Source organism: Acinetobacter legionensis, assembly GCF_048551735.1.
Taxonomy (GTDB): domain Bacteria; phylum Pseudomonadota; class Gammaproteobacteria; order Pseudomonadales; family Moraxellaceae; genus Acinetobacter.
The window spans coordinates 56,008-75,367 of the sequence record NZ_JBIMBV010000008.1 but is presented as its reverse complement, the minus strand read 5'-3'; the positions used below and the strand labels follow the sequence as shown (position 1 = coordinate 75,367).

Annotated in this window: 17 protein-coding genes; 9 read left to right on the top strand and 8 right to left on the bottom strand. The window is 39.6% G+C overall.

Annotated elements, in window-relative coordinates; translation table 11 throughout:
• Window positions 1–240 precede the first annotated feature (240 nt).
• The 4 genes from ACG9ZL_RS09085 to ACG9ZL_RS09070 all read left to right on the top strand — a co-directional run bounded on the left by ACG9ZL_RS09085 (window position 241) and on the right by ACG9ZL_RS09070 (window position 7,868).
• The gene (locus tag ACG9ZL_RS09085; protein ID WP_419359775.1) at window positions 241–2,064 is read left to right on the top strand and encodes an ABC transporter ATP-binding protein; all 1,824 of its coding nucleotides are present in this window, start codon (window positions 241–243) and stop codon (window positions 2,062–2,064) included.
• Window positions 2,061–3,893 carry an ABC transporter ATP-binding protein gene (locus ACG9ZL_RS09080; RefSeq protein ID WP_419359774.1) on the top strand — a complete coding sequence of 611 codons (1,833 nt, stop codon included), beginning with the start codon at window positions 2,061–2,063 and terminating at the stop codon, window positions 3,891–3,893. Before ACG9ZL_RS09085 ends, ACG9ZL_RS09080 begins: the two co-directional genes overlap by 4 nt.
• A gap of 166 nt (window positions 3,894–4,059) precedes the next feature.
• Entirely contained in the window at window positions 4,060–6,552 is a 2,493-nt protein-coding gene (locus ACG9ZL_RS09075; protein WP_419359773.1) for a TonB-dependent receptor plug domain-containing protein, read from the top strand.
• A gap of 53 nt (window positions 6,553–6,605) precedes the next feature.
• Entirely contained in the window at window positions 6,606–7,868 is a 1,263-nt protein-coding gene (locus tag ACG9ZL_RS09070) for a lipase family protein (RefSeq protein WP_419327115.1), read from the top strand.
• Window positions 7,869–7,996: 128 nt separating this feature from the next.
• On the opposite strand, the gene ACG9ZL_RS09065 is transcribed toward ACG9ZL_RS09070, so the two are convergent.
• On the bottom strand, window positions 7,997–9,088 hold the full coding sequence (locus tag ACG9ZL_RS09065; RefSeq protein WP_419327116.1) for an LLM class flavin-dependent oxidoreductase: 1,092 nt from the start codon (window positions 9,086–9,088) through the stop codon (window positions 7,997–7,999).
• A gap of 317 nt (window positions 9,089–9,405) precedes the next feature.
• On the opposite strand from ACG9ZL_RS09065, the gene ACG9ZL_RS09060 reads away from it, so the two are divergent.
• A complete protein-coding gene (locus tag ACG9ZL_RS09060) occupies window positions 9,406–10,476 on the top strand; it encodes a sigma-54 interaction domain-containing protein (protein ID WP_419327117.1) in 1,071 nt (356 codons plus the stop codon).
• Window positions 10,477–10,518: 42 nt separating this feature from the next.
• Here the strand turns inward: ACG9ZL_RS09060 and tatC are convergent, their stop codons facing one another.
• From tatC to ACG9ZL_RS09025, 7 genes are all read right to left on the bottom strand, one after another.
• Window positions 10,519–11,256 carry a twin-arginine translocase subunit TatC gene (gene tatC, locus ACG9ZL_RS09055; protein ID WP_419359772.1) on the bottom strand — a complete coding sequence of 246 codons (738 nt, stop codon included), beginning with the start codon at window positions 11,254–11,256 and terminating at the stop codon, window positions 10,519–10,521.
• Entirely contained in the window at window positions 11,253–11,669 is a 417-nt protein-coding gene (locus tag ACG9ZL_RS09050) for a twin-arginine translocase TatA/TatE family subunit (protein WP_004717498.1), read from the bottom strand. The genes tatC and ACG9ZL_RS09050 overlap by 4 nt, the downstream gene beginning before the upstream one ends.
• Window positions 11,670–11,682: 13 nt before the next feature.
• Entirely contained in the window at window positions 11,683–11,898 is a 216-nt protein-coding gene (locus tag ACG9ZL_RS09045) for a Sec-independent protein translocase subunit TatA (protein ID WP_004823388.1), read from the bottom strand.
• 96 nt (window positions 11,899–11,994) lie between these two features.
• Window positions 11,995–12,750 (bottom strand): ABC transporter ATP-binding protein, encoded by a 756-nt coding sequence (locus ACG9ZL_RS09040; protein ID WP_004717493.1) that lies wholly within the window; start codon window positions 12,748–12,750, stop codon window positions 11,995–11,997.
• A gap of 30 nt (window positions 12,751–12,780) precedes the next feature.
• Window positions 12,781–13,569 carry an ABC transporter permease gene (locus tag ACG9ZL_RS09035; RefSeq protein WP_004717492.1) on the bottom strand — a complete coding sequence of 263 codons (789 nt, stop codon included), beginning with the start codon at window positions 13,567–13,569 and terminating at the stop codon, window positions 12,781–12,783.
• Window positions 13,569–14,408 carry an ABC transporter permease gene (locus tag ACG9ZL_RS09030; RefSeq protein WP_419359771.1) on the bottom strand — a complete coding sequence of 280 codons (840 nt, stop codon included), beginning with the start codon at window positions 14,406–14,408 and terminating at the stop codon, window positions 13,569–13,571. The genes ACG9ZL_RS09035 and ACG9ZL_RS09030 overlap by 1 nt, the downstream gene beginning before the upstream one ends.
• Window positions 14,409–14,411: 3 nt before the next feature.
• Window positions 14,412–15,485, bottom strand: coding sequence for an ABC transporter substrate-binding protein (locus tag ACG9ZL_RS09025; RefSeq protein WP_336951889.1), 1,074 nt, complete (start codon window positions 15,483–15,485; stop codon window positions 14,412–14,414).
• 316 nt (window positions 15,486–15,801) lie between these two features.
• Here ACG9ZL_RS09025 and ACG9ZL_RS09020 point away from each other — a divergent pair, with 316 nt between their 5' ends.
• From ACG9ZL_RS09020 to ACG9ZL_RS09005, 4 genes are all read left to right on the top strand, one after another.
• Window positions 15,802–16,935: an LLM class flavin-dependent oxidoreductase gene (locus tag ACG9ZL_RS09020; protein WP_419359770.1), complete on the top strand. Its 1,134-nt coding sequence runs from the start codon at window positions 15,802–15,804 to the stop codon at window positions 16,933–16,935.
• A 191-nt stretch (window positions 16,936–17,126) separates the two neighbouring features.
• Complete coding sequence (locus ACG9ZL_RS09015) at window positions 17,127–17,954, top strand: energy transducer TonB (RefSeq protein ID WP_419359769.1); 828 nt, start codon at window positions 17,127–17,129, stop codon at window positions 17,952–17,954.
• Window positions 17,955–17,981: 27 nt separating this feature from the next.
• Window positions 17,982–18,722, top strand: coding sequence for a MotA/TolQ/ExbB proton channel family protein (locus ACG9ZL_RS09010; RefSeq protein ID WP_096734860.1), 741 nt, complete (start codon window positions 17,982–17,984; stop codon window positions 18,720–18,722).
• Window positions 18,722–19,126: an ExbD/TolR family protein gene (locus tag ACG9ZL_RS09005; RefSeq protein ID WP_419359768.1), complete on the top strand. Its 405-nt coding sequence runs from the start codon at window positions 18,722–18,724 to the stop codon at window positions 19,124–19,126. The genes ACG9ZL_RS09010 and ACG9ZL_RS09005 overlap by 1 nt, the downstream gene beginning before the upstream one ends.
• Window positions 19,127–19,360 lie beyond the last annotated feature (234 nt).

Genomic DNA, 19,360 nt, shown 5'->3' with positions numbered 1-19,360 from the left:
CATTGTTTAACTTTTTGATATTTAAAATATATTTTTAATATCTATTTTTATGATGTTGATATATCAAATATTGTTGCAATAACAACAGATAACAAGTGTGGATGTTTTAAATCAAACATCTCATCAAACATGTTTTTTAAAAAAATAATATAAAACAGTGGATTAAAATATTTATGCCTTTGAAAAATTTGGCATAGATCTCGCAGTGAGCTATAGATCTTTAGTTGTTGTTTTATTTTTATGTTTAAAAATTATCCACTGCTGCGAAGTTTGGCCTTATATCGTTTTATGCCATTTCGCTTTGTATTGACGGCAACATTATTTGTCCTTGCCAATTTTGGCTTAGCACTACAGCAATATTCAATCGGACATGCGATTGATACGCTAAAACACAGCCAACCTGAAAGTTTATTTCAGCATGCTTTTACAGATCCGTTAAATCCGTGGTTTTGGTTTATTCTACTGACGAGTATCGCTTTACTTCGTGCCATTATTCAATATTTAGCGGGTTTAAGTGCCTTGACGATTGGACAGCAATTGTTAAGTATTTTAAGAGAAAGAATCTTTAGTCAGGTCCAGCATTTAGATGTTTCATGGCACTGGAAACACGGATTAGGTGAAGTTTTATCAAGAACCACCCGAGATTCAGATAAATTAAAAGAAGCTTTGATTAATTTTTGGCGACAAGTGTTTGAATCCAGTCTAGTGGTCGCCGCAACAGTCGGATTGTTGTGTTGGTATCATCCTTGGTTGGGGATCGTCCCGCTTATTTTTATTTTTCTAGGCCTAGCAGTGCTGTTTAAACTGACCAATCAGTTGGTGGTGCTGGATCATCAAGTTGCCTATGCCTATGAAAAAGTCAGTGATACTTTGGCTGAAAGCGTCAATGGCATTCGAGTGGTCAAAGCCTTTCAACTTGAGGAAAAGCTCTTACAACGTTTTGATGCTGCGGTTGATAGCTTTATTCGTCATTCCATTCAAACCATTCGCACCAGTGCACAACGCTTACCGATTCCTCAAATGATTATTGCCTGTTCCTACTTATGGGTGATTGGGTTTGGTGGCTACTTAATTGGACAAAATCAATTACAGATTGGGCAATTTGTGGCTGCTGTACTTATGGCAAATTTATTGGTGTTTCGTATTGAAAGTATTGGACAGGTCTTACATATTTTTGCAGATGCACGTTCATCGGCAACTCGAATATGGCAAATGCTAGATGAGAAATCGGCAATTGTAGATGCTGCACATGCTTTGCCACTACAAGGGGATGCTGAAGGGGATGAAGGTTTAAATATTCGACTGGAAAATGTCAGTTTTCAGGATCGAAACACAGAAAAGTATATTTTAAAACAGTGTAATGTTGAATTCCGAGCAGGTGAAATCGTCACCATTGTGGGGAAAACTGGAGCGGGTAAAACCACACTGATGAACTTGCTCAATCGTTTTATCGATCCAACCGCAGGGCAGGTCTGGATTGGTTCAGATCAACGCGGTTGGCTCAATCTTAAAGATCTTAGTTTGGTTAACTTACGTCATATGGTTCAGATTATTCCGCAAGATAATTTCTTTTTCTCAGGAACCTTGGCGGATAACTTAAAAATAGCCAAACAGGATGCGACTGAACAGGAGATGCGAGACGCGTTGCATTTGGCTTCAGCATCTGAACTGTTACAGCGACTCGATGCTGGTCTGGAGACACCAATAGGGGACAAGGGAGTCACCTTATCTGGAGGGCAAAAACAACGGATTGCACTGGCACGGTCAATTTTAAAAAACTCGCCAATCTTGGCGCTTGATGATTCAACCAGTGCTTTAGATTCCACTACAGAAAAACAGGTGTTACAGCGTTTATCAGGCTTGGCTGACAATAAAAATCAGCTCAAAAGAACCATCCTGATCAATTCAAATAAACAGACCACGATTTCTTTATCAGATCGCATTATCGTATTAGATCAGGGACAAATTCTTGCTCAAGGGAGCCACACAGAATTGCTCCAGCATTGCGAATTTTATCGGGAGTTGATGGGATTTCAGAAAGCGCAACAGGAGATTCAAGCATGAATACCACGGTTAAAAATTTCCAACCGCTGACGAAAATCTATGATCTGCAGATCGAAGAAAACTTAGCAAAAACCGCGCTACATCGCGGAATGTTAAAAAAACTCATTCCTTTGCTTTATCCGATTCGTTATTTAATTCTAGCCATGATCTCAGTAGAGATCTTACAAGTGCTGAGCATCTTTGTACGTCCATGGGCAGTCAAGTACATTTTAGATTCTGGATTTCAGCAAGTGGCTGGGAAACTGGTGTTGTATCAGCCAGTACTTTTTATAGCAATTGCTATTCTGGCATTCAGCTGGGTGTGTCGTTTTGGATTAGCGGGTATATCAAAATACTTGTCTGGAAAAGCGGCTTTAAGTGTCATTAATGATCTAAGACGTTCATTATTTCAACATATTCAAGCTTTAAATATTGGTTATTTTGATCGAACTAAAGCCGGCCGAATTATTTCACGAGCGGATCGTGATGTCGATACTTTAGAACCAGTATTGATACAAGGACCACCTGAACTACTTTCTGCGATTTTACGTTGCGGATTAGCATCTGTGCTTTTGTGGCATATTTATCCCCCATTTTTCTGGTGTTTATTTGCAACTTTGCCGATTTTATTGACAATGACTGCAATATTTAAAAAGTCATCACAACGGCATTGGGGACGGGTTGCCGAAGAACGCAGTCGATTTACTGCACATTTGGTTGAAACGGTAAATGGCGCCAAAATTATTCAGCAATTGAATTATAGTGAAACCAATCAACAGCGCTATCAGCAGCTCTTAAAAGATTTTAATGATTCTATTATTTATGGAAGTAAGCGGACCAGCTGGTTTGCCCCATTTACTGGATTGCTTTCGACAGTGGCAACCGCAGTTTTTATTGTGATTGGAAGTTATGCTTATAGTGAAGGTGTCATCAGTATTGGACAGTTTGCCGAAAGTATTTTTTATGTGTTTTTATTCTTGGCACCTTTACAGGAATTGACCGATTTATTTGAGCGTTATGCCAATGGTGCAGCGTGTGCACAACGGATATTTCTACTTTTAGATACCCAATCTAGCATTCAAGATGCACCACATGCGTTGAAATTAGGGCAACTTAACGGGCATATTCGTTTTCAGTCTGTACATTTTGCTTATACCACCAAAGCTGTTTTACAAAATTTTGATTTAGAGATCGACGCTGGAACGGTGGTTGCGATCGTGGGGCCTACAGGTCATGGTAAAAGCACGATCGTTCAGTTACTGACACGGTTTTATGAGCCTCAGCAGGGTGGGATTTTCTTAGACCGTTATCCGATACAGGATATTCATCTGGACAGTTTAAGACAAAATGTCAGTATTGTTTTACAGGACAATGTCTTGTTTAGCGGCACAATTTTAGACAATTTACGTTTAATTCAACCCGAAGCTACAGATCAACAACTGATTCAGGCGATTGAAGAACTTGGTGCAGATGATATTCTAGGACAGCTTCCTCATGGTTATTTTACTGAAGTTGGAACACTCGGAAAAAATTTAAGTCATGGGCAACGCCAACTTGTTTGTCTCGCACGTGCATATTTGGCTGATCCTAAAATTTTAATTTTAGATGAAGCGACCTCTGCGATTGATATTTATACGGAACAGAAAATCCAATATGCCCTTCGACGCTTATGTAAAAATAGAACCTGTATTGTGATCGCACATCGCTTAAGTACCATTCAAGAAGCAGACAAAATTGTGGTGATTGAGAATGGGGCTGTAGTGGAACAAGGTTCTCATGAACAACTGATTCAACAGCAACAATCTTACTATCAGTTGTATCAATCTTATTTACACAATCAACTTGTATAAGCTTATGCGCCACGAGTAAATCTGTGGTTTTATAAACATTTTTTCGAATCATTGTTTAAATATAAACAATGATTTTTTTATTTTTAATGACAAGTTTTTGATATTCAATAATAAAAATTTTGGCATTGGCTTTGCTATATCGGTGCAGATCGTTAAGGAAGCTTATATGCGTACATATTTTTCTCAATTCATTCTTCATTCTTCTGTTTTTGCGTTCAGTACACTTACCGCCTCAATCACTTTGGCAAATGAACAAAGGCCTGTATCAGAAAAAGAGGATGTCGTGACATTGCAATCAGTTGTTGTAACGGGTTCTCGGCGAGCTATCAATAGTGCTTTAGAGGCTCCTGCTCCAGTAGACATTGTGACAGCCAAAGAACTACAAGAAACAGGGGCAGGTGATCTTGCAGCTGCATTAACACGCTTATCGCCGTCAGTGAGTTTACCAACATCACCTGCGGGTGGTTTCGGTGCATCGGTGCCGCCGAGTATTGCATTGCGAGGTTTATCTGCAGATCAAACCTTAATTTTGATCAATGGTAAACGTCGCCATACAGCGGCTTACTTCACTCGACAAGCGTATGCTGGGGGGAGAGGTGCTGCGGTAACAGATTTAAGCCTAATCCCGATTAGTGCCATTGAACGTATAGAGATTTTACGAGATGGTGCCGCAGCTCAATATGGTTCTGACGCGATCGCGGGCGTGGTTAACATTATATTGAAATCACGTGATCATGGTGGTGGCGTGAGTTATCAAACTGGAGGCTATACACAAGGGGATGGTGAACAGCATAAAATCAATCTTTGGAAAGGCTTTGAATTACCCAATGATGGTGCTTTAACTGTTGCCGTAGATTTAGGAAAGCGTGAAGCTGCAAGTAATACTGCACCAGATACGCGAACATTTTATGATGGTTCAACCCAAGCCCAATATACCGAGCAGAACACACCATTTAGAACTTGGAAATTTGGTTCTCCTGAACAAAAAGACCAAATCAATATCACTGCGAATTTAGATTTACCTTTAACTGATGAAATTGCCTTGTATGGTTTTAGTAGTTATGGGCATCGTAAGACCATCGGGGAAAATTTTTATGAGCCTCCAACCACAAAAACAGTACTGAATCAATCCAGTTATTTTAAGCAACGTTATCCTGATGGACGCTCACCTTTGAGTTTAGTCAGTGTAGATGATTTTGCGACCACGTTTGGGGTTAAACAAGGCAACCAGACTTCAGGAAAATATGACCTGTATGCCACTTATGGACAAAACAAAGTCAGCACTGAACAAGGCAATGGCATTAACCCAAGTTATGGTGCAGATTCACCTTCTCATTATGATTTAGGGGAAAACATTTTTGCCCAACTCAATACAGGACTGGACTATAGTCGTGATTTTGCAATTGATGGTTTAGCCAGTCCATTGACTGTTTCGACGGGAGCGCTATACCGTTGGGAACAATATAAACAAAATGCAGGCGACCCCATTGCTTATACCCGTGGACCCTATTTTAATCCAAGTACGGCTTTAGGTACGGGTATCCCAGGTATATACGCGGGTATTACAGATCAAGACCAACGCAAAATTAGTCGAGATGTGTACGGCATTTATTTGGATCTCGAAGCCGATATTGTAAAAGATTTAAATGTTGGTGCTGCTATTCGAACAGAAAAATATTCAGACTTTGGTTCGACAACCAACGGCAAACTCTTTGCCAAATATGATATCTCTCCGCAGTTGACCCTTCGTGGATCTGTCAATACAGGTTATCGCGCACCGTCATTAGCCCAGCAAGGATACTCCGCTTATAGTGTACAAACGGTGCAAACTACGACAGGTTGGCAAGATGTACAGCAAAGGACTTTAGTTGCGGGAAGTGAAGCGGCTTTACTGATTGGTGGAACTTCACTTAAGCCTGAGAAATCCACCAATTATTCTTTAGGTTTGGTACTCAAACCATTTATCAATACCTCTGCAACTTTAGATCTTTATCAAATCGATATTCGAAATCGTATTTTACTTTCTGACAATATTACTGGCAGCGTGATCAATAATGCTTTTGCAAATACGCCGTATGTAAATATTGCCAATGTGGCGTTTTTTAATAATTTATTAGATACGCAAACGCGTGGTTTGGAGTTCGCGTTAAAACATGATCTTGATCTTGAACAATATGGCAAGTTAAAGCTGAATTTAGGCTTGGCTTATCATAAAAATAAAATCACTGACAGCCGAGACTCAATCACTGCAAAAGGTGAGCGAATTCCAGTCTCTAGTATTGCTGGTCGAAATACCCAAAGCCTAATTGAATCTACAGCGCCAAAAACCAAATTAGCATTGGGTGCACTTTGGTCAAATCAAGTGTGGAGTATCAATGCCGCAGTCCGTCGTTATGATAAATGGACCACCTTAAATAATACCAATACTTCATTGGATCAGACCTTTGATCCGCAATGGATTGCTGATTTGGACTTTGGCTACAAAGCAGATGCGTGGGTAAAGGGGCTAAAATTCAATCTGGGCGCAAATAATTTATTTAACAGTTACCCAGACAAAGCCAAAGACTCATCTGTAGGGAACATCGTCAAATACAGTTTTAATGCGCCAGAAGGTGCCTTTGGAACGTATTTATATGGCCGTGTAAGTTACGACTTTTAAATTAAAAAATAAATTTTTAAAACAGTTTTTAAATAGGTTTCAAGGTCATGAAAATGCAAAATACTTTTATATCTAATGTGGTTAAATCCGTTTTTGTCGCAAGCATACTCACGTCTGCTGGAATGGCAAATGCCCAGCAAGCCCCACAGCCTGAAGATCGTTATGGGGATGGACGTGTTTCAGCATTTTATACATGGAAAGCTGCGATTCCAGAACAAGCTGGAAAACTCTTAAAGACAGAGGACATCAGCAACCCTTATATCCGTTTGGACAATGATAGTACGGCCATTCGTATTTTATATAGTTCAACAAGTGGAAGGGATAGTAAGACCCCCATTGTGGTTTCTGGGACAGTACATCTTCCTAAAGGTACGCCACCGAAAGAAGGTTGGCCTGTTGTGTTATGGGCACATGGTACGGTTGGTCTAGCAGATGCCTGCGCACCTTCTTGGAATGGACGATCTTATCGAGATGTACAATATTTAAACCGATGGTTAAAAGAAGGATTCGCTGTAGTAGCAACTGACTATGAAGGACTTGGTGTGGCTGGCCCACACTTGCTGATCAATAATCCAATGCTTGCTTATAGTATTTTAGACAGCGGTCGAGCTGCGCTTAAAACGAAATTACCTCTAGCAAATCGTTTTGTTATTGTGGGGCAATCTCAAGGTGGGGCAGGGGCTGTTTCAGCTTCAGCTTATTCAGCAACCTATGCACCAGAGTTAAATATTAAAGGATCTATTGGCACAGGGGTGATTTATCAGGACCCCGAGGCAACAGCTGAAAAGAATCAGTTAAAGTTAAATCCTTATGAAGTCAGTCCATCCTTAGCATATGGTATTTATAGTTTTCTAGTGACGCAAAGCTTATTTCCTGAAATCAAAACTGAAGATATTTTTACCGCTGAAGCAGTGCCTTTGGTGGAACAAGCAAGAAATGCCTGTTTGACCAGTTTTATGGGAGATATTCAAACAGCAGGACTTTCACCTGCGCAAGCCTATAAGGTGAATCCACCATCGATCTATAAAAAATTACAGGAAAAACAATCCAATGATTATGGCTATTACCCGACCTTAAAAATCAATCATCCATTATTTATTGGCACTGGGGCAAATGATCGTACACCAGATGCACGTAATCAAATGAAGTTGGTGGCGGATGCATGTAAGGCAGGTACAGTCGTTGAAGGGCATTTGTATCATGGATTGGGACATAGTGAGACAGTGAATGCTTCCCTACAAGATTCTATTCCATTTGCCAAAAAGGTGATTGCAGGGGAGAAGATTCAGTCCATTTGCAAACCAGATTTACAATAGAAAATCAGAAGAAAATAACCATCCCTCATAATGATGCTCATGGTTATGACAAGACCTTAAATTAGCAAGCAAGAAAAAACCGCTCATTCAATCCGATTAAATGAGCGGTTTTTATTTAGCTTGAGGACTTAGGCAATCTGTTTGTTTCGCTTGGCCGCCTCATCTCGTACCGCAGGAATAATATAACGACCATAGTCCACAGTATCGTAAATTGGATCATAACCACGATTTAAAAAGGTGGTGACGCCCAGATCTACATAATCAAGTAATGCGGCAATAATCGTATCAGGCGTTCCGACAAGGGCGGTGGTATCACCATAGGCCCCAACTGCGCTTGCAGTTGGCATCCATAAGGCTCGGTCATGGCGATCACCTTGTTGTGCTGCTGCCAGTAACCGTTGTGAACCTACGCCTTTAATTTTATGTCCCGAAAGTGAGCCATTATTTTGGAACGTTGGATTTTGCTGAATATCAGCTAAAATTTGTTGTGCTCGTTGCCATGCGAGTTGTTCTGTTGGCCCAATAATAAGACGTACTGATAAACTGACCTGCGGCTGGGGTTTATTGGCTGCTTCTGCTGCCTTTTTAAGTTTATTTATCTGCTCTTTCACGCCCGCTAAAGGCTCACCCCAAAGAGAATAAAGATCTGCATGACGCACTGCGATATCGTAGGCAATATCCGAAGAACCACCGAATGAAATCGGAATAGAAGTTCCATTGACCGGTTTTAAAGGGCAGAAAGCATTTTCCAATTTAAAGTATTTGCCTTCATAGTGAATCGGTTGCTCACTTTTCCAAAGCTTTTGGATGATATCTAGATATTCACCTGTGCGTTCATAACGTTGAATTTTATCAACAATATCATCACCTTCTTGGGGTTCAGCGGTAATTCCCGTAATGGCATGTAAACGAATGCGTCCTCCCCCAGTGGTATGGTCCAGTGTGGCAAAGGAGCGTGCAGCCAGATTAGGCGTCATCAGCGCAGGGCGATGTGCAATCATAAATCCCAGTCGTTCAGTCTGTTGTGCCAGATAAGCTGCGATTTGAGTACTATCAGGGCTACTTGGTCCATTGGCGATTAAAACTTTATCAAAACCTGCATATTCATGTGCACGAGCATGATAGCGTAAATATTCGAGATCAATTTTATGACCAACTCGGGTCCCTTTGGTTTCAGACCATTGATTTGGAAAAACCATACCCACAAACTCTATGCTCATCATTTAACCTATACTGTAAATTTTAAATAAAAGAGCAAAATAGATGCCAAATAGAGAGGAGAGATAAAATATATAATTTTTTCAAAAATATTTTTGTAAGCTGTTTATATATGATCAATTGATAGACATATTGTTTAAAAAGCAACATTGCATAAAAATAGAAATATATTGATTATAAATGGATAATAAAAAACGTCTATAAAATCATTCAATATATAAATTTAGGATTAAATATCTGTAATTATTATTTATCAGCTTTGTAATAGAATTGTACTATTCTATTTTAATATCCTCCTCAGCTATTTAAAGGGTTAATTATGAAATCCTATTTGGATAATGATTATAAAGTAATTACCTTGCCTGATAATGGTGTGCCAATTAAGCCAATAAGAGCAAAAGCGATTATATTTTCTGATCAAAACTCTCGTAAGCTATTAAGCCAAGTTGAAACCATTGCACCAAGTTCTGCCAGTGTGATCATCCAAGGTGAATCAGGTACAGGTAAAGAATTAATCGCACGTGAAATTCATTTGAAAAGTGATCGCCAAAATAAGCCGTTTCTTGCCGTCAATTGTGGTGCTTTAGTTGAAACACTTGCAGAATCTGAATTGTTTGGTTATGAAGCAGGCGCATTTACGGGTGCGCATAAGACACGTCCTGGTATTTTTGAAACAGCCGACGGCGGAACTTTGTTCTTGGATGAAGTGGGTGAGTTGCCGTTGTCTTTGCAAGTAAAACTGTTACGTGTATTGCAAGAAAAGGAAGTTGTTCGGGTCGGTGGACGTAAACCGATCCCGATTAATGTACGCATCTTGTCTGGTACACATGTTGATTTGCGTAAAGCTGTTGCAGAAAATAAATTCCGTTTAGATTTATACTATCGCCTAAATGTGGTTGTGCTAAATATTTTACCATTGCGAGAGCGTAAGGGTGACATTTTGCCTTTGGTGGATTTTTTCTTAAACTCCTATTCACAAAAGATGATTACGCCAAAACCCAACATCAGTGATCGCGCCAGAAATGCGCTACTCAACTATAGTTGGCCGGGAAATATCCGTGAGCTTGAAAATAATATCCATTATGCACTGCTCATCAGTGGTGGCAAAACCATTGATATTGAACATCTAAGGTTTTCAGAGGAGGGTGGCTCAAGCGTTTTACCAGATAATGATTTGATTCAAGAGTTTGAGGATGTACTCAAGCGTTTATTTCAAGAATATGAGGGTGAAGCATGGCACATCATTGAAGATAAAATCGTCAATACCGCTTTTTCAAGTTGCTGGAATAATCAGGTTAAGACTGCAAAAATGTTAGGACTGTCGCGCAATGTTTTACGTAATTTGTTATCAAGATATAATTTATTACCAAATAAAAATGAAATTGTTTAATTGGGCTGTGCAATAGAAACATCCATTTTAACCATGGATGTTTTATTTTGGGCTGGTCATTTTTGTGATCCATAAACCCAGTTCAAACAAAAGCCACATCGGTACTGCCAGTGCAAGCATGCTAAAAATATCAGGGGGTGTAATAAACATTGCGATAAAGAAAAACAAAACAATGATGTGTTTACGGGAATGTTCCAATTGTTGAATAGACAGAATACCAATAAAAATAAGAATGTAGGTGAGTACAGGGATTTGAAAGGCGATACCAAAAGCCAGAAAAAGCTTGAGACAGAAATCAAGATAACTATTGATATCAGTCATCGGTAAAACATTATCTGGTGAAGCTAAGACAAAGAAGTTTAACGCCAAAGGCAGAATCAAATAATAGGCAAATAATAGGCCAAGATAAAATAAACCGATGCTGGAGAGTACAAGCGCCACGCCAAATTTTCTTTCACTTTGATATAGAGCAGGTGCAATAAAGCGCCAGAATTGATAAAGAATAAAGGGAATCGCCAATAAAATTGCAAAATAAATATTGAGTTTAAAGGGCGCTAAAAATGTACTCATCACATCTGTAGCTATCATGGTTGAATTTTTAGGCAATCGGGATATTAAGGGTTGAGCCAAAAAATGATAATTGTGTTGTGCAAGGGGCAATAAGAGTAAAAAAATAGTTAAGACTGTAGCAATGCTATAGATCAAACGCTTTCTAAGCTCTTTTAAATGTTCGCTATATTTCATTTCAGTGAGTGTTTCACTGAGTATTTGTTCGGTCATGCAGCTTGATCCTCACGCAAGATATTGGATGATGTTGTGTAAATTAAAAAGGGTACTTTTAATTCACGCGCAGAGATTTGATAAACATAATCATGTGTGGGATAAGGGGGCGCTTGATGTGCTATAGCAACAGCGCTATGTACACTTTGGATTTCGTGTTGCATTTGTGCAAGCTGCTGTTTGAGCAGCTCTTCGTTTTGTTTTATTTTGAGCAGCTCTTCTTGCATGATCCTTTTTAGTTCAAGCAATTCCAGTTCATTTTCTAACTCTAGCTGGATTTTGTTAAGGTTATTTTTAAGGGCTCTGTATTTAAGTAATCCCACCCTGAATGTTTGAGGGAGCTTTTCAGGTCCCAATATAATCAGTGCAATAACAGCAAAAGCCAAGAGTTCACCAAAACTGATATTGAACATAATGATTTAGTACTCACCGGTTAGTGTTTTTTTCTTTATTTAAATCGAGATGATGAATTTCTTTAGGCTGATTTGTTTCAGACAGTTTTTGATCATCAGAATGAACCGAGTCTTTAAAATCTTTAATTGCACCACCTAAATCCTTACCTAAGTTTTTAAGTTTTGATGTACCAAATAATAAAATAACGATCACGGCAAATAATAATATATGCCAAATTGATAAACCCATTTCATATTTCCTTAATAATTTAAAACGAGTTGGTATAAATATCATGCTTGAATATATTTTCTAAATAATATTTATATCGATGGATATTCGATTTCATTATGCGCTATGGTCCAGCATATTGAGTGCTTGATTACGATAGTTAAATAATAATTCGCTGTCCTTATGTCTTGGATGGGTCAAAGGAACTTGAATGATTTCTTTAATTTTTCCTGGTCGAGCAGACATTACGATCACGCGATCCCCCAAATAAACCGCTTCTTCTATATCATGTGTAACTAGAATCATGGTGATCTTTTGATCTTGCCAAATACGTTGTAATTCAGTTTGCAGATGGCTACGTGTAATTGCATCTAAAGCACCAAAGGGTTCATCTAAAAGTAAAATATCAGGCTGATTAACCAAGCCTCGTGCAATCGCTACCCGCTGCGCCATACCCCCCGATAGCTCATGTGGATAAGCATTTTCAAAACCTTTTAAACCCACCATTGTAAGATGTTCTGCCACACGGGCATTTTTTTCGGCACGGCTTAAGTCGGTTTCTTCGAGCGCTAAATGAATATTTTCGGAAACACTGAGCCAAGGCAATAGACGGTGCTCCTGAAAAATTAAACCTCGTTTTAAATCTGTCCCTTGTATTGGTGTTTGATTCAGTAAAATCTCACCTTGATAGTCTTTATCTAATCCTGCAATTAAGCGCAACAAGGTCGATTTACCACAGCCACTGCTTCCGACAATAGAAATAAATTCTCCTTGTTGAATATCGAGATGAATACCATCTAATACGGTGAAAGTTTGTTGATCTCGATAAAATGATTTATTGAGTTTTTTAATCGAGAGTAAGGAAAAGCTCATATCAATATCCTGAGAAGATGGGTGATTCAGTTAAACACGCCATTGCAGTAGTCGTTTAGAAATCAAGTGAATGCAAAGCGTCATGCCAATACCGCTGAGGGTGACCGTGATTGCACACACCAACAAAATATCCATTTCGGCATTGATTTCAGCTTTCATCATTAAATTGCCTAAGCCTGCACCAGCATTGAATAACAGCTCACTGGCAGTTGTGGTAATCCATGTAAAAGGCACCGCTAAATTCAACCCCGTTAAAATATATGGGAGAGCTTGAGGGAAACGGATTTTTTTAAATTCCTGCCAAAAAGATAATTTGTAAATACGAGCGACTTCACTGTATTTCTGATCATAATGACTTAGCCCTTGAAAGCTGTTAATCACCATCGGGAAAAAAGAAGCAAGCGCAATAATAAAGATTTTTGCCTGCTCACCATTGCCAAACCACAGTGCAATCAATGGGGTTAAACCAAGTAAGGGTACTTGGCGAATGCTATTAAATAATGGTGAAACCAAGGCATTTAAAATTTTTGAATAGGCAAGTAAGGCACCGAGTAGTAGCCCTGTTGTCGAGCCAAGTAAAAACCCCAGTCCAGCTTTTTTAAGACTTCCCCATGTGTTTAACCATAATTCACCTGTTTCAAGCAGCTGAATAAAAGCAAAATACACCTTCTGTAAAGGCACAAATGCATAGGCATGACTGGCGCCTAAACTTGAATTGTATTGCCATAAAGCCAGTAAAAGGAGCGGTAGCAGCAGACCTTTGATCAAGATCAGTGGTTGCGCAAAAGCACTTTTTAAGTTCAGTGGATGCTGTGACATTATTTCCCCCTTGAACTCAATGCAGGTGATACAAGATATTGTTCGAGCTGACGTAAAGTTTTATCTAAAGCAAAACCGATGATTCCTGTAATAAAAACTCCGACCATGACAACGTCTAAACGTAACATTTGTCGTCCGAGCTCCATCATTTGACCAATGCCAGTGCCTGCAGCAAGTAATTCAACGGCCACCAAAATCAACCAAGCACGACCTAGAGCAATCCGCAGTCCACCGATTAATGCTGGGAGGATGCAAGGGATGATGATGTATCTCAACCATGCTGGAGTTTTTAGTTTGTAGATCTGGCCCAATTCAATATATTTTTTAGGAATATTTCTAACAGCATCCGCTGTTGTGAGTGCGATTGGAAAAAAACAGGCTTTAATAATCAGTAAAATTTTAAATAGTTCACCAATTCCAAAAACCAAAATAAAAATAGGAATAAGCACAAAGATTGGAATTTGATAAAGGATATTGAACAAAATATAAGTGTAATTTCGGAAAGAGGTGAGAGATGCATAGGCAATGCCAAACAAAATCGCACAGGTGGCCGCAATTGAAAAACCCATCAGCAGTCGAGAAAGGCTATCTTTTAAATGCAGTTGTAGTTCACCACTTTGCAACAAGGCAAGAAATGTCTGCCATACCGTTATCGGTGGCACTAAAATTTGGGTTGGAAAAATCTGTAAATAGCTAATCAATTGCCAAACCAGTAACGCCAAGATGGGTGAAAGAAATGAGAGCAAGCGATAGACCTGCTCAGAAGACAATCGCCTCCATAATGGTGCTTTGATCGCCACGATTTTTTTTTCGATAAGCGGATTTACGAGGATTTTCATAACCTAGTTTCCTTGCTTATGTTGAATATCAAGTGGTTGTAAATTTTGAATGGCTTGACTGGTAAACTGAGCATTGAGCAACTCTTCAGCTTTGATTGGCGTTTGAATCAATTGGTTTTTTACAGCATGGTCGATGACTTTTGCATAATGCTGTTTAAGAAAATCCACTTGGTACTCAGGTGACCAATCTTGTTGCCAGTTACTGCTGGTATTTTGACTTTCGCGTTGAATCACACTTAGAGGCTGACCAAATTTGGTTTGGCTTTGTTGGAATTCATCTTGATGCTGTGAAATCCACTGCATTGCCCGTACTGTCGCATCAGCAAGCAGTTGGGTTGTGTCTGGATGTTGATCCAGATAAGTCTTGCGTCCCCATAGTTCAGCACGCATTTTCCAGTCAGCGGGTAGACTTTGCGATGACCAAATAATTTTGCCAAGATGGCGATCTTGTAAAGTGAGCGCATCACTTAAGGTAAAAAATGCATCGACGCTTTTAGCGGATAAAGCAGCAGCTCCCGCCTGTGGATTGAGATTGATGATTTGAAAATCTTTAAGCTTTAAACCTTTGCTCTGTATCAATTGAGCAAAATTAATTTCCCAAGGACGACCACGATGTAAGGCAATCTTTTTACCTTTGAGGTCCTCAATGGTTTTGATGGGTGAATCCGCTGGAACCACCAAATAAACATTATTACCGACTCCGCCAGGGACGACAATTTGTGTTCTAACACCAGTGGCATTGAGTACTACCGCAGGAAGATTGCCATAAAAAGCAAAATCAATTTTATTGTTGATAAAGCTTTCATTGACTAAGGTGGCCACAGCCGCAGTGGTTACAGGTTCCCACTTTAATTCAATATTTTTCTGCTTTAATGCTTTTAGAAAAATGGGGTCCTGTGCAATAAGTTGTGGTACACCAATAAAGTCCAGACCGCCAGAAGTTCCATTGGCCACAACCGCAATACGAAGCTGTTGTTGACTGGTTTTACTTTGGTTTGGATCTTCGGTTTTTTGTACGCCACAAGCAACCAATCCTAAAAGACTAAAACTTAAAAAAAGACCAGAAAAAATACGCATATCATCATAAAAATCTAGAAATATAAGGGGGATAGAGCAAGAACCAAGCCAAAATAATTATTTTATATAAATCAGTTTGTTATGTTTTTATGATTGGTGCTATTTGAATGGATTAAACAGGTTATGTTGTGAAACCGACAGTATTGGATGGATAAGTGTTGAAATTTCAACACCATGTTTAGCTGGGTTTTTATAATATTTAGATAAAACAACAATATAGATGAATTCAATATTGCATAAAAAACGGCATGGTTTCTGCTCATGAGTTGTATCACTCACGATAGCGTGTAAAACCTTTAAATTATTGAGAAGTATTATGTCTGTTGAATTTTTATGGAGAATCCCTGTACATGGGGATGGTCGTCGAGCACATCAGTTACATACACGAGGTGAATGGAACCAGTTGGGCCCAGCAGTACAATCCCCTCAACGTGTGGCACCTCAACATCAAGATGAATTGTTTGCCTACTATGATTATGTACAACAGGTAGCAAAAGCCGCAGATATCGTGGGTTTTCACGGCGCATTGATTCCTGCTTTTCCACATACTGAAGAACCGTGGGTGCTGGCATCGGCATTGGCAAGAGAAACCAAAAGACTCCGACTATTGATTGCGATTCAACCTTGGTTTATTCATCCTGCATACGCAAGCCAAATGGCAGCAAGTTTGCAACGTCTCAGTCAGGGACGGGTCGAATGGAACGTGATTTCAGGTGGCGGTGGGGCACAGCAACGTGCCTATGGTGATTTTATTGAACATGATCAGCGCTATGCGCGAACCAATGAATTTTTAGAGTTTGTAAAAGGGTATTCGCATCAGGCACCTTTTGACTATGATGGAAAGTTTTTCCATGTTGAACAAGGTGGTTTGAAATACCCAATGAATCAATATGACGTTCCTCGTTTGTGGTTAGCGGGAGCAAGTCCAGCGGCACTGCAAGTTGCAGGTCAGCATGCCGATATCCATTTAACTTGGGGTGAACCCGTTGAAGAGCAAAAAAAAGTGATTGAACAGGCGCGAACCTTTCTTGCACAAAATACCCCAGACCATAAGGTAAAGTTTGGTATGCGTATTGATATTTTGGCACGCCCCACACAGGAACAAGCATTTCAAGAGCTTAAACAGATGTATGAAACCATTGCTGTTGATGGCAATGCATTTGAACGTAAAGATACTGAGTCGGTTGGTGCAAAACGTCAGCAGGCTTTAGCACAAGGCAATCGTTTTGAAGACTTATTTGTCAGTCCAAATGTTTGGGCTGGTATGTCAAATGTAAGGGGTGGGCCAAACTGTATTTTAGTGGGGAGCTATGAACAAGTGGCACAGCGCTTACAAGAATATATCGACATTGGTGTTGGGCATTTTATTCTCGCCAGTAACCCACATTTGGAAGAAGCATATCGGGTTGCTGAAGAAGTCTTACCCTTGGTTGGATATAAATTAAAATAATAAGTTTAGATCCCTTTGAGATATCAGAGGGATCTTGTTGTTTCAACAGCATAGAACTGTCTTAAAACCAACAGCTTTGCTGACAAATCGAAGAGTGTTTTTAATTAAATTTATAAAAATTAGTAGCTTATATTGTTGGCATGACTTGTGCAATTTTCAATACAGTATTTTATTTTTTAGTTTAAATTGCCATGAGTGAACGAATATTTAATCCCCATCAGCGGGCGTTGCTATTTGGGCAATATGCATCTGCTTCAACTGCAACTGGCATATCAGACCCATTTACACGACATCATTTGGATGTGAGTCAATCACCTCCAGCAAAATTGAATAAATTGTGGATCGCGATCATTACGGTTGCAGCAGCACATTTGGGTATTTGGTATATCGCAAAAGAATTACCGACACCAGCTTTGGACATTGCAAAGCCAGAACCCGTGGTGATTGAAATTGTTAAACCAGTGGAACCACCTAAAGTCATTGAACCTAAAATTCCACCAGTGACGCAAAAACCCAAAATTCCGCCTGTGGTCGAAAAACCAAAACCGATTGCGAAACCTATTGAACAGCCGAAACCTGTTCAAAAAACTGTGGAGCAAGCCAAACCGATTGTAAAACCCATTGCGCAAGACACAGTTCAAAAAACTGAGGAACCTGTTGTAAGCAAAAAACTGAGCGCTGAACCTGCTCCAAAAACAGCAGAACCAGTGAAGCCTGCTGATGACAATTTACCTGTGACAGAAGCCAAGGGGTATGCAGGTTATCTAAGCAACCCTGCAGCAGAGTACCCTGAACAGGCCTTAGAACGTGGTTGGGAAGGCTCGGTGATTTTAAGGGTCAAAGTATTGCCAAACGGTAGCCCAGATAGCGTAACGGTTAAACAAAGTAGCGGCAAAAAACTTTTAGACAGCGCGGCTGTAAGAACAGTAAAGCAATGGAAATTTTCACCGGCCTTAAAAGGTAAAACACCTGTCGAAGGTTGGGTTGATGTTCCAATTCATTATCAATTACCGAAATAAACTATTTTAAATTAAGAGGATATCTACATGACAGACATAAATTCATTAATCCATGACGGCACAATCTGGTTATTGGTTGCTTTCTCCATCGTCACATGGGTGTTGATCGTGGTTAAAGTGGTACAGACACAGAAAGCCAGCAAGCAAAGTAAGGTTTTTGTCGAAGCCTTTTGGAAAGCCAAAAATTTGCCTGAGGCAGTGACTCAATCACAACAAGGTGAAGGCCCTACAGCCCGTGTTGCAAATGCAGGTTTTCAAACCTTGATTGAGGCAGATGAAAAGACTCATCAAGATTTGCAAAACAGTTGGAGTCGTCAGGATTTATTAGAGCGTCATTTACGCAAGCAAATTTTAACTGAACGTCGTCAATTGGAAAAAGGTTCTGCATTATTGGCTTCGATTGGTAATAACGCACCGTTCATTGGACTATTTGGAACCGTGTTTGGGATTATTCATGCTTTACAGGCCATTGCACATTCAGGTAATGCAAGTATGGATGTGGTTGCAGGGCCAATTGGTGAGGCCTTGATTGCTACAGGTATTGGTATTGCTGTGGCGGTACCCGCTGTGTTGGCTTACAACTATTTCATACGTAAAGTTAAAACCATCGGTGCAGACCTCGATGATTTTGCTACTGATTTTGTCAGTTTAAATCAAAAAGCGGGTTTTCAATTACCTGTCGCTAAGCCAAAAAATACCACTGGAAATACTGTAGTCAATCATGATGCATCCAGTAAAGAAGTCAAAGAAAAAGGAGTGTTTGCATAATGGCCGTTTCAACCTCCCAAGAAGATGATGTGGTGAGTGAAATTAACATTACGCCATTGGTTGATGTGATGCTGGTTTTACTCATCGTGTTTATCGTTACAGCACCCCTGTTAACCAATACCGTGAAAGTAAATTTACCCAAGGCTGCACCGACGCAGTCAACGGATCAGAATAAAGCGGTTGTCATTAGTGTTAATCCGCAAGGAGAAATCTTCCTTGAAAAGGATAAAGTAACTTTGGCAAGTTTTGAAAAAGAGATTCAGTCACGTAAAAACAGTAACCCTAAATTGGCTTTGAATTTAAATGCCGATGAGACCATTCCTTATGGAACAGTTGCAAAATTACTTGCCAGTATTGAGCGAGTAGGGGTAGAAAAATTATCTGTAATTACCGTACCCAAGTAGTCTTTGGATGCTGAATGAAATAGCTGCTACGGCAGCTTTTTTATTGCCTAAAAATATGAGTAGTTAAAATAAAAACAGCGTTCAAATTTTATTGCTTTGTATAAGCATGATTTATATACACTGAATGTGTCTAAAATGAATGTGTTAATTACGATTTTGATCAGCAACATAAAGGTCGTTGTGTTGGGCAGCAATAGACGGGATGTACCATCAGAGCCCCATACTGGATTGACT